Source organism: Streptomyces sp. NPDC126499, from assembly GCF_040302485.1.
Lineage (GTDB): Bacteria > Actinomycetota > Actinomycetes > Streptomycetales > Streptomycetaceae > Streptomyces.
The window spans coordinates 179424-190791 of record NZ_JBEOUO010000010.1 but is presented as its reverse complement, the minus strand read 5'-3'; the positions used below and the strand labels follow the sequence as shown (position 1 = coordinate 190791).

Genomic DNA, 11368 nt, shown 5'->3' with positions numbered 1-11368 from the left:
GCGGGGATGTGCCGGCGTGTCGGGTGGGCGCGGACGGGAGTGCCGCCGTCAGGGGGTGGGGCGGAACTCCACCGGCAGCCGGGCGGGGGCGCTGCCGGTCGGGGGGACGTGGAGGGTCTTGAGGGCGAACTCCATGACCTTCTTGTAGATCGGTCCGCAGATCTGTCCGCCGAAGTAGCTGCCCTTCGTGGGGTTCTGGATGGCGCAGTAGACGGTGACGCGGGGCTTGTCGGCGGGGGCGAAGCCGGCGAAGGAGGCGGTGTAGCCCTTGTAGCGGCCGAGTTCGGGGTCGACGCGGTTGGCGGTGCCGGTCTTGCCGGCGACCCGGTAGCCGGGGATCGCGGCCTTGGTGCCGGTGCCCGCCTCGTCGTCGACGACCGACTCCAGCATCTGCGCGAGGGTCGTGGCGGTCTTCTCGCTGATGACCCGGGTCTCCTTCGGCGCGGGCGCCGGGGTGAAGCGCCCGTCGGGGCCCTTGGTGCCGCGGACCAGGGTCGGTTCGACGCGGACGCCGCCGTTGGCGATGGTCGAGTAGACCGAGGCGGCCTGCATGGCGTTGACGGACAGGCCCTGGCCGAAGGGGATCGTGTACTGCTGGGAGGTCGACCAGGTCTCGGGCCTGGCGAGGATGCCGGGCGTCTCACCGGGGTAGCCGAGCCCGGTGGGGCTGCCGATGCCGAACTTGCGCAGGTAGTCGTAGAGGACCCGGTTGGACTCCGCCTGGGTCCTGCCGAGCTGGCCGGTGGCCAGGATGGTGCCGATGTTGCTGGACTTCGCGAGGACGCCGTTGAGGGTCAGGTACCAGGTCTTGTGGTCGACGTCGTCCTTGAAGAGCCGGTCGCCGCGGTGGAGCCGGTTGGGGACGACGACGTGGGTGTCGGGGGTGGCCTTGCCCTCCTCCAGGACGGCGGCCATGGACATCACCTTGCTGGTGGAGCCGGGCTCGTAGGCGTCCTGGAGGGCCGCGTTGCCCATGGCGGTGGCGTTGGCCTGGGAGAGGTCGTTGGGGTCAAAGCCGGGGGCGTTCGCCATGGCGAGGACCTCGCCGGTGCGGGTGTCCTGGACGACGACGTAGCCGCGGTCGGCCTTGGACTTGCGGACCTGCTCGGTGATGGCCTGCTGGGCGGCCCACTGGATGTCCCGGTCGATGGTCAGCTCGATGTCGGAGCCGGGGACGGCGGGGGTGCCCTCGGAGCCGGCGGTGGGCACCCGGCGCCCGCCGGCCTGGGCGAACCTGATCTTGCCGTCCTTGCCGGCCAGTTCCTCGTCGAGCATGGACTCGATGCCGCCGGCGCCGCGGCCCTCGGCGTTGACGTAGCCCAGTATCCCGGCGGCGAGCTCGCCGTTGGGGTACACGCGCTTGGTGCTGGGCTCGCCGAGGACGCCGCCGAGGAGGTTGATCCCGTTGCCTCCGTTGGCGGGCTTGGCCTTCTCCTCGTAGACCTTCTTCAGGTCCTTGATCTGCTTCCAGACCTGGGGGGTCTGCTTGCGGGCGAGGAGGGTGTAGCGGGACTTGGGGGTGCGCAGCTTTTCGGCGAGCTCCGCGGGCTGTTTGCCGAGGAGCGGGGCGAGCAGCGCGGCGGCCTGCTCGGGGGCGTCCGCGGTCTTGGACTCGGCGGGCGTGAAGAGCTTGGGGTCGGCGGTGATGTCGTACGCGTCGACGCTGGCGGCCAGGGCGATCCCGGCCCGGTCGGTGATCTCACCGCGGTCGGCGGTGAGGGTGTACTCCTGGTAGCGGTGCTTCTCGGCCTTGGCGGCGTACGCGCTGGCGTCGACGGCCTGGACCTGGAGGAGCCGTACGACGAAGGCCAGCATGACGAGGGTCAGGCCGAGGGAGACCAGGCGCAGCCGGGGTTTGGGGCTGCCGAGCCGGATGGTGCGCGGCCTGGCGGCGGGCCGGGCCGCGGGGCGCCGGGGCGGGGCGGGGCGCCGCGTGGCGGGGCGGCCGGAGGCGGCGGGGCGTCCTGAGGCGGCGGGGCGGGGGCGTGCGGGCCGCGCGGGGCCGGGGACGCGGCGGCGCGGGGGCTCCTTGGAGGGCACGGGTCACCTGCCGGAGGTCGTCGGGGCGGTCGGGGTGCCGGGGAGCGGGGAGGTGCCGGTCGCTCCGGGGGCGGTGGGCGTGCCGGGGGCGGTGGGCGTGCCGGACGTCGGGGCGGAAGGCGCCGGGGGGTCGGTCTGGGCGCCGGCCTGGGCGCCGGCGGGCGTGCCGCCCGGTGTCGCGGTCGGCGTCGGCAGGGGGCTGGGCGTCGGGCTCGGCGTCGGGCTGGGCTTGGGCGCGACGGCCTGTGAGGGGACGCCGAGCACCGTGCCGTCCGGGCCGAGGAAGGCGGGGCTGCCGCCGGGCACCATGCCGAGCTCCCGGGCGCGCCGCTCCAGGGCGTCGGGCGCCGAGTAGTCGTCGACGTCGCGCTGGAGGGCCTGTTCCTCGTCGGTGAGCTCGGTGGTCTTCTTCTTGAGCTCGCTGAGCTCGAAGGAGCCCTGGTTGAGGGCCGAGTTGAGCAGCAGGAGGGTGATCAGGCCGCCGCCGAGCAGCAGCACGACCAGGAGGACGAAGGGGGTGCGGGCGGCGGTGCTGGGGCCCGACGGCATGAACCTGCCGAGCCGTGCCGCCCGTCCTTTGAGGGGCCCCTTCTGACTCATCGCCCGTCCTTCGTCGTCGCTTTCCCGCCCGCGTGGCTCACGCCTCGTCCTCCCGGATCCGCTGCGCACCCCTCAGACGCGCGGGGGCCGCGCGGCGGTTCTCGGCGATCTCCTGCTCCGTGGGCAGTTCGGCGCCGCGGGTGAGGAGCTTCAGACGGGGCTGGTAGCGCTCGGGGACCACCGGCAGGCCGGGCGGGGCGGTGTTGGCGGCGCCCGCCGCGAACACCTGCTTGACCAGGCGGTCCTCCAGGGAGTGGTACGACAGGACCGCGATCCGGCCGCCGACGGCGAGGGCCTTCACGGCCGCCGGGATCGCCCGCTCCAGGACCGACAGCTCCCCGTTGACCTCGATGCGCAGCGCCTGGAAGGTGCGCTTGGCCGGGTTGCCGCCGGTGCGCTTGGCCGCCTGCGGCAGGGAGTCGCGGATCAGCTCGACGAGGCGGGCGCTGTTGGTGAACGGCTCCTTCTCGCGCTCGCGCACGATCGCGGAGACGATCCGCTTGGCCTGCTTCTCCTCGCCGTAACTGCGCAGGATGCGGACCAGTTCGCCGGGCGGGTAGGTGTTGAGGACCTCGGCCGCGCTGATGCCGGTCGTCTGGTCCATGCGCATGTCGAGCGGGGCGTCCTGCGCGTAGGCGAAGCCGCGGTCGGCCTCGTCCAGCTGCATGGAGGAGACGCCCAGGTCGAACAGGATGCCGTCGACGCGCGGGACGCCGAGCCGGTCGAGGACCTCGGGCAGCTCGTCGTAGACCGCGTGCACGAGGGTCGCGCGCTCCCCGTAGGGGGCGAGCCGCTCGCCGGACAGGCGCAGGGCCTCCTTGTCCCGGTCGAGGGCGATGAGCCGCGCCTCGGGGAAGCGTTCCAGGAGTGCCTGGCTGTGCCCGCCGAGACCGAGGGTGCAGTCGACGACGACCGCGCCGGGGTGCTCCAGGGCGGGCGCCAACATGTCCAGGCACCGCTGGAGCATCACCGGGACGTGTCGGTCGTTGCTCAATGCGCCCTCTCAGATCCGGCGGAGACAGGTACCACCGGCGAGCGGAAGGGGCCGAGCCGTGGGTACCGCCGCACTTACGGGGAGAAACGGCAGAAATCGCTCGATGTCTCCGTGAACTTCGCGCCACTTTAGTCCACCGGACCCGCCGGTCAATCAACCGGCTGGCGCGTCGCGGGCCCCGGCGGGGGCGGCCGGACGTTTCGCGCGGTTCACCCGGACGGCTCCGGGGCCCGGCACCTGTGGGCCGGGTCACAGCCGGCCCGGTCGACGCCCTTCGCCCCGACGTCCACCCGCCGATACCGCCCGCCGCAAGCCCACAAACCCCGGCAATTCACCCGCAGTTGTCCACAGGCCAGCCGCGGGCAAGTGACACGACCCGCTCACGGCAACAAGAATGCACGGGTGACACCCCCCGGCCGCGACGCCGGGGGCAGGTGTCTGTGCTGCGGAAAGGGCCGAGGAGGGCCGGGTGACGACCTATGACGACCGAGCGAGCCTCACAGATCTGACCACGACTGCGGAGCGGGTGCGCAGGTCGGTGGAGGGTGTGATCGAGGGCAAGCCCGAGGTCGTACGCCTTGCGCTGACCGTGCTGCTCGCCGAGGGGCATCTCCTCATCGAGGACGTGCCCGGCGTGGGGAAGACGATGCTGGCCAAGACCCTGGCCCGGTCCATCGACTGCTCGGTGCGCCGCATCCAGTTCACGCCCGACCTGCTGCCGTCGGACATCACCGGCGTGTCGATCTTCGACCAGCAGCGGCGCGACTTCGAGTTCAAGCCGGGCGCGATCTTCGCCCAGGTCGTCATCGGCGACGAGATCAACCGGGCCTCGCCCAAGACCCAGTCCGCCCTCCTGGAGTCCATGGAGGAGCGCCAGGTCACGGTCGACGGCCAGACCTACGAGCTGCCGAGCCCCTTCATGGTGGTCGCCACCCAGAACCCGGTGGAGATGGAGGGCACCTATCCGCTGCCCGAGGCCCAGCGCGACCGCTTCATGGCCCGGGTCTCCATCGGCTATCCGAACGCCGAGGCCGAGCTGAAGATGCTCGACGTGCACGGCGCGGTCTCCCCGCTGGACGACCTCCAGCCGGTCGCCCACGCCCATGACGTCGTGAAGCTCATCGAGGCCGTCCGCGGCGTGCACGTCGCCGACGCCGTCCGGCGGTACGCGGTCGACATCGTCGGCGCCACCCGCACCCACCCGGACCTGAGACTCGGCGCCTCCCCGCGCGCCACGCTCCACCTGCTGCGGGCCGCGAAGGCCTCCGCCGCGCTCAGCGGCCGGGAGTACGTGCTGCCCGACGACCTCCAGGCGCTCGCCGCCCCGGTGCTCGCGCACCGCCTGCTGCCCACCGCGCAGGCCCAGCTGGGCCGCCGTACGGCCGAGCAGGTCGTCCACGACATCCTCCAGCGCACCCCCGTCCCGGCCACCGCCCCGCCGGTGCCGCCCGCGGCACCGCCCGCCGGTCCGCTCTACGGCCAGCACCAGCCCGGCGCCCGGCGGCTGTGATGACCACCGCCGCCGCTCCGCAGGGGCCGGCGCGGCACGGGCACGCCCCCGGGACCGACGGAGGCGGGCACGGGACCGGGGTCGGACCCGGGACCGGGATCGGGATCGGGCACGCGGACGACGGGGACCGGGGCAGCCTGCGGGCCGCCCTGGCCGGTCTCACCACCCGCGGCCGGTCCTTCCTCGCCGCCGGGGTCGCCGCCGCCGCCTGCGCCTATGTGCTCGGCCAGGGCGATCTGCTGCGCGTCGGACTGCTGCTCGCCGTGCTGCCGCTGATCTGCGTCGTCGTGCTCCACCGCACCCGCTACCGGGTCGCGGCGAGCCGCCGGCTCGCCCCCCAGCGGGTGGAGACCGGCACCGAGGCCCGGGTCCACCTGCGCATGGACAACGTCTCCCGGCTGCCCACCGGGTTGCTGATGCTCCAGGACCACGTGCCCTACATGCTGGGGCCGCGGCCCCGGTTCGTGCTCGACCGCGTCGAGGCGGGCGGCCGCCGGGAGGTCTCCTACCGGGTCCGCTCCGACCTGCGCGGACGCTTTCCGCTCGGCCCGCTCCAGCTGCGTCTGAGCGACCCCTTCGGCATGTGCGAGCTGACCCGCTCCTTCAGCGCGTACGACACCCTGACCGTCATCCCGCGCACCGAACCGCTGCCGCCCGTGAAGCTCGGCGGCGAGTCCGCCGGCTACGGGGAGGGACAGCAGCGGGCCCTCGCGCTCGCCGGGGACGACGACATCATCCCGCGTGCCTACCGGCACGGCGACGACCTGCGCCGGGTCCACTGGCGCTCCACCGCCCGCTACGGCGAGCTGATGGTGCGACGCGAGGAACAGCCGCAGCGCGCCCGCTGCACGGTGCTCCTCGACACCCGTGACGTCGCCTACGAGGGCAGCGGGCCCGACTCGGCCTTCGAATGGGCCGTCTCCGGCGCCGCCTCGGTGCTCACGCACATGCTGGAGCGCGGCTACTCGGTGCGGCTGCTCACCGACACCGGCAGCACGGTGCCCGGCCAGGGCGCCGAGGGCTTCACCGGGTCCGGCCACGACTCGGCCGACTCGGCGGGCCTGATGATGGACACCCTCGCGGTGGTCGACCACTCCGAGGGGGCCGGGCTCTCCCGCGCCCACGACGTGCTGCGCGGCGGGCAGGAGGGGCTGCTCGTCGCCTTCCTCGGCGATCTCGACGAGGAGCAGGCGGCGCTCGCGGCCCGCATGCGGCAGCGCGGCGGCGCGGCGGTCGCCTTCGTGCTGGACTCCGGCACCTGGCTGACCGGCGGCGCCGTCACGGGGGCCGTGGAAGACCGTCTGCGGCGGCTGCGGGAAGGCGGGTGGCAGGCGTTCGCCGTCTCTCCCGGCACGCGGCTCGCCGATCTGTGGCAGCAGGCCGGCGGGGCGTCCAGCGAGACCTCCGCGGCCGACACGTACGGAGGTTGGTCATGAGCGGGCGCGCGCGGCTGACGCTCGCGGCCTTCGGTGCGACGCTGACGGCGTCCGCCGCGCTGCTGCCGCTGGTGAAGCCGGCGACCTGGATCTTCACGGCGGCGATCCTGCTGGGACTGCAGAGCGCGGTCGGCACGGCCACCCGACGGGTGCCGCTCGCCCGGCCGCTGACGATCGCCGCCCAGGCGGTCGTCACGCTGCTGGTGCTGACCGTGGTCTTCGCCCACGAGCAGGCGATCCTCTTCGTGCTGCCGGGACCCGATGTCCTCGCCGCCTTCGGGACGCTGTTCGAGGCGGGCGTGAACGACGTCGGCACGTACGCGATCCCGGCGCCGGACACACCCGGGATCCGGCTGCTCCTGGTCACCGGAGTCGCGGTCATCGGGCTCCTGGTGGACGCCCTCGCGGTCACCTTCCGCAACGCGGCCCCGGCCGGTCTGCCGCTGCTCGCCCTGTACTCGGTCGCCGCCGGGCTCTCCGGCGGGGGCGCGGGCGGGCTGTTCTTCCTGCTGGCCGCCGGCGGCTATCTGCTGCTGCTCCTGGCGGAGGGCCGGGACCGGCTGTCCCAGTGGGGCCGGGTCTTCGGCGGCGCGCAGCGCTCCGGCCGGCCCGGCTCGGCGGCCGGCGAGGGCGGTCCCGCGTTCGCGCCGGTGCGCACCGGGCGGCGGATCGGGGCGGTCGCCCTGGGCATCGCGCTGGTGGTGCCGCTGGCGCTGCCGGGCCTGGACGGGGGCTTCCTCGGCGGGTCCGGCGAAGGCGAGGGCTCCGGCGGCAAGGGCGGCACCATCTCGGCGGTGAACCCGCTGGTGTCGCTGCAGAACGACCTGCGCCAGCCGGAGGACCGGGAGGTCCTGCGCTACCGCACCAACGCGGTGGACACCGGCAATCTGTATCTGCGGCTCGTCGCACTCGACCAGTTCGACGGCACCGCGTGGAAGTCCTCCGTCCGTCCGATCAAGGACGTGCCCGAGGAGCTGCCCTGGCCCGACGGCCTCGCGCAGGACGTCCGGGCCACGGAGGTCACCACGAACTTCGTCGCCTCCCCGGCGTACGAGCAGAAGTGGCTGCCCATGCCGTACCCGGCGGCGAAGGTCTCCATCAGCGGCAACTGGCGCTACGAGCCGGCCGGCCGGATGCTCGTCGGCGACGGGCAGGACACGCGGGGTGCCCGCTACACGGTGACCAGCCTGGACGTGCGGCCCACCGGTGAGCAGCTGGCGGCGGCCCCGGCCGCCCCGGACACGCTGCGCCGCGAGTACACCCGGGTTCCGGCGACGCTGCCGGCCGAGGTCAGGTCGACGGCCCTGGACGTCACCCGCGGGGCGCGCAACGACTACGAGCGGGCGGTGAGGCTGCAGGACTGGTTCGCCGAGGACGGCGGCTTCCGCTACCAGGTGAACGTCGACTCCGGCACGGGCGTGCAGGCGATCACCCGCTTCCTGAAGGCCAAGGAGGGATTCTGCATCCACTTCTCCTTCTCGATGGCGGCGATGGCCCGCTCCCTGGGCATCCCCGCCCGGGTCGCGGTCGGCTTCATGCCCGGCACCCCGCAGTCCGACGGCTCCGTCTCGGTCGGCATACGGGACGCGCACGCGTGGCCGGAGCTGTATTTCGAGGGGGCCGGCTGGACCCGTTTCGAGCCGACGCCCTCGCGGGGCACCACGCCGGACTACACCCGTGAGCAGTCCTCGGGCGGCGCGGCGACGCCGTCGGCACAGCCCTCGACGAGCGCGTCGGCGCAGCCCTCGGTGGCGCCGAGCGCCTCGGAGAGCTGCCCGCCGCAGCAGCGGCGGCTGGGCGAGTGCGGGCAGGACCAGGCCGCGGCCGGTGCGTCGGAGGACGGCGGCGGCTGGTTCACCTGGGAGACGTTGCGGTGGGTCCTGGTCGGCCTGCTCGTGCTGTGTCTTCCGCTGCTGCCGCTGCTGTGGCGGACCCAGGTGCGCTCGCGGCGGCTCGGTCCGGCGGGTGACCCGGTCGGCCGGGTCCTGGCGGTCTGGGAGGAGATCAACGACACGGCCTGGGACCACGGCGTGGTGCCGGACGAGTCGCTGACGCCCCGCAGGACGGCGGCGCGGATGGTCCGCCTGGGCGAGCTGCCGCCGGAGGCGGCGGACGCGGTGCACCGGGTGGCGCGGGCGGTCGAGGAGGCCCTGTACGCTCCGCGCCCGCGTCCGGCCACGGGTCTGACGGAGCAGGCGCGGGTGATCCGCCGGGGCTTCGACACGTCGGCGTCCCGTACGACCCGGCTGCGTGCGCTGTTCGCTCCGCGCTCGGCTTCGCGGGCGGTGTGGGCGGCCCGTGAACGCTGGTCCGCGACCCGGGCCGGCGTCGCTGCGAGGACCGCTCCCCTGGTGCGCGCGCTGACCCGGAACCCGTCGTGATCACGGCGTAGTCAGGATCGGGGCGTGGCCAAGGGCGCCGGATCAGGCCACGGCCACGGGGTGCCGGAGACAAACGTGGGCCCCCACCCGAAGGTGCGGGCCCCCGAGGTTCAGGTGTCGTAGGAGCGGGGGCTCAGTGGTGGCCGCCGCCCTGCTGTTCGTCGCGGCGGCGCTGCCACCGCTCTTCGATGCGGTTCATCATCGAGCGTCGCTGCCGGGCCTGACGACCGTGTCCGGCCGCCGCTCCCGTCGGCTGCTCGCCGGGCTTGGGCGCCTTGCGCCATCCGGTGACCGCCAGGACCGCGCAGCCCAGCATGACGAGGAATCCCACCACGCTGATCCAGATCTGCTGAGCGACCATTCCGGCCATGAGGAGCGCGATACCCACCAGGAAGCCGGCGACTGCCTGGTAGACCCGTCGCCGGGTGTACGTACGCAGTCCGCTTCCCTCGAGCGCTGTCGCGAACTTGGGATCTTCGGCGTACAGCGCTCGCTCCATCTGCTCGAGCATTCGCTGCTCGTGCTCCGAGAGCGGCACGGAGTCCTCCTAGTCGTCGGTCGCGGGGGCGACCGGTTTGCGGCCCTTTCAGGATAGGCAGGGAATCGCCCCCGTGAAACCCGCCCTCAATGCCAAATCGCCAATCCGGGCCGCCATGCGGTTCGGATGCTGAGGCGTTGATTCCCCAGCCCCCTGCCCGTCATGCCGGATCGTGTCCCTCGATCATACGGGGACATGTCCCCGATCGGGCGGGCTGTGGCGTACTCCATCTGCGGCTGCGTCGCTGCTCAACGGGTACGGCGGTGTCCCGGGGCCGGGGCTTTGGGGCACCGCCGTGCGGGTGTCGTCAGGCGGGCTTCTCGCCGAGGACGTGCAGCTGGGTCGCGATGGCGTGGAAGGAGGGCAGTTCCGCCGCCGCGGCTTCCAGGCGGAGCAGGGCCTCGGCGGCGCCCGGTTCGGTGTCGACGAGGACGCCGGGGACGAGGTCGGCGAAGACCCGCACGCCGTGGACGGCGCCGACGGTGAGGCCGGCGTCGGCGGCGAGCTCGGTGAGCTGCTCGGCGGTGAAGCGCCGGGGCACGGGGTCGCCGGCGCCCCAGCGGCCGGCCGGGTCGCTCAGCGCGTGCCGGGCCTCGGTGAAGTGGCCGGCGAGGGCGCGGGCGAGGACGGCGCCGCCGAGTCCGGCGGCGAGCAGGCTGAGGCTGCCGCCGGAGCGCAGCGCGGCCACCGCGTTGCGCACCCCTTCGGCCGGGTCGTCCACGTACTCCAGGACACCGTGGCACAGGACGCTGTCGAAGCCTTCGCGGCCGACGACGTCGAACAGGCCGCGGATGTCCCCCTGGACTCCCCGGACCCGGTCGGCGACGCCCGCCTCGGCGGCCCGCCGCTCCAGCGCGAACAGGGCGTTGGGGCTGGGGTCGACGACGGTGACGCGGTGGCCGAGGCGGGCCACCGGGACCGCGAAGTTGCCGGAGCCGCCGCCCGTGTCGAGGACATCGAGGCTGTCGGTCCCGGTGGCCTTGACCCGACGGTCCAGGGCGTCTTTGAGGACGTCCCAGACGACGGCGGTGCGCAGGGAGGCGCGCGACGGGCGCGAGGTCGCCTCTCGACCGGAGACAGGGGAAGGGTCCGACACGGCTGTTGACTCCTCGGTGACGGGTACGAACGCTCCCACCCTATGGCCTCGGGCCGATTCTCCCGATCATCCCGTGGCCTCCTCGGCGCCCGGCTGGCGGGGCAGCACCGGCTGGAGGACGAGCAGCCGCTCGACCAGGCGCAGGAACGCGGCGGCGTCCCTGAGCAGGTCGTCGGCGTCCCGCGCGGTGGCGGCACCGGTGATCCCGGCCTCGGCGCGGGCCCGCCGCTCGGCGCCGGAGGCGAACAGCGCGCTCCATTCGGTGAGCTCGGGCGCTATCTCGGGCAGCACGTCCCAGGTGCTGCGGATGCGGGCCCGCTTGCGGGGGTCGCGCTCGGGCCTGCCCCGGGCGGCGAGCACGGCGGCCGCGGTCCGCAGGGCGGCGAGATGGGCGGTGGCGTACCGCTCGTTGGGCAGGCCGAGCGCGGCGGCCTCGTCGAGTCCGGCCCTGGCCTTGGCGAGCAGGTCGAGCGCGGCGGGCGGTGCCGAGGCCCGGCGCAGGACCGGATGGACATCGGACGCGGGTCCGGGCTGTGCGGGGGCGGGGCGACTGGTACGGCGCCGGGGTGTGGCTGCGGCGGAGTGGCCGGCCATGACGAGCCTCCTGTCGTCGGGTGACGGCGCTGTGGCCGTATGTGTTCATCGTGCACGGCACCACTGACAATCGGCCCTGACCTGGGCGTTTCCGTCGAATCGACGGTGGCGGGAGGGGTCTGTGCCGCGCACGGGCCGCTCACCGGACGACGGGCCGCGCTCGCCCTCTCCGGTGCGGC

Annotated in this window: 9 protein-coding genes; 3 read left to right on the top strand and 6 right to left on the bottom strand. The window is 74.0% G+C overall.

Annotation, left to right across the window (positions count from 1 at the left end):
- Window positions 1-48 precede the first annotated feature (48 nt).
- Genes ABTZ91_RS17540 through rsmH form a run of 3 tightly spaced genes read right to left on the bottom strand, consistent with a single transcriptional unit; the run spans window position 49 to window position 3634 of the window.
- Complete coding sequence (locus ABTZ91_RS17540; RefSeq protein WP_352078045.1) at window positions 49-2040, bottom strand: penicillin-binding protein 2; 1992 nt, start codon at window positions 2038-2040, stop codon at window positions 49-51.
- 3 nt (window positions 2041-2043) lie between these two features.
- Window positions 2044-2640 carry a septum formation initiator family protein gene (locus tag ABTZ91_RS17535; RefSeq protein ID WP_352078044.1) on the bottom strand — a complete coding sequence of 199 codons (597 nt, stop codon included), beginning with the start codon at window positions 2638-2640 and terminating at the stop codon, window positions 2044-2046.
- Between the two features lie 37 nt (window positions 2641-2677).
- Window positions 2678-3634: a 16S rRNA (cytosine(1402)-N(4))-methyltransferase RsmH gene (gene rsmH, locus ABTZ91_RS17530; protein WP_352078043.1), complete on the bottom strand. Its 957-nt coding sequence runs from the start codon at window positions 3632-3634 to the stop codon at window positions 2678-2680.
- A gap of 469 nt (window positions 3635-4103) precedes the next feature.
- Between rsmH and ABTZ91_RS17525 the strand changes: the two genes are divergently transcribed.
- The 3 genes from ABTZ91_RS17525 to ABTZ91_RS17515 are packed head-to-tail and all read left to right on the top strand — an operon-like array spanning window position 4104 to window position 8961.
- On the top strand, window positions 4104-5144 hold the full coding sequence (locus ABTZ91_RS17525; RefSeq protein ID WP_352078042.1) for a MoxR family ATPase: 1041 nt from the start codon (window positions 4104-4106) through the stop codon (window positions 5142-5144).
- Window positions 5144-6580, top strand: a complete 1437-nt coding sequence (locus tag ABTZ91_RS17520; RefSeq protein WP_352078041.1) for a DUF58 domain-containing protein — start codon at window positions 5144-5146, stop codon at window positions 6578-6580. Before ABTZ91_RS17525 ends, ABTZ91_RS17520 begins: the two co-directional genes overlap by 1 nt.
- Entirely contained in the window at window positions 6577-8961 is a 2385-nt protein-coding gene (locus tag ABTZ91_RS17515; RefSeq protein WP_352078040.1) for a DUF3488 and transglutaminase-like domain-containing protein, read from the top strand. The genes ABTZ91_RS17520 and ABTZ91_RS17515 overlap by 4 nt, the downstream gene beginning before the upstream one ends.
- A 133-nt stretch (window positions 8962-9094) precedes the next feature.
- Here the strand turns inward: ABTZ91_RS17515 and ABTZ91_RS17510 are convergent, their stop codons facing one another.
- The 3 genes from ABTZ91_RS17510 to ABTZ91_RS17500 all read right to left on the bottom strand — a co-directional run bounded on the left by ABTZ91_RS17510 (window position 9095) and on the right by ABTZ91_RS17500 (window position 11189).
- Entirely contained in the window at window positions 9095-9499 is a 405-nt protein-coding gene (locus ABTZ91_RS17510; RefSeq protein ID WP_352078039.1) for a DUF3040 domain-containing protein, read from the bottom strand.
- Window positions 9500-9806: 307 nt separating this feature from the next.
- Window positions 9807-10595, bottom strand: coding sequence for a methyltransferase (locus ABTZ91_RS17505; protein ID WP_352078038.1), 789 nt, complete (start codon window positions 10593-10595; stop codon window positions 9807-9809).
- Between the two features lie 66 nt (window positions 10596-10661).
- Window positions 10662-11189 (bottom strand): SAV_6107 family HEPN domain-containing protein, encoded by a 528-nt coding sequence (locus ABTZ91_RS17500; protein WP_352078037.1) that lies wholly within the window; start codon window positions 11187-11189, stop codon window positions 10662-10664.
- Window positions 11190-11368: the final 179 nt, after the last annotated feature.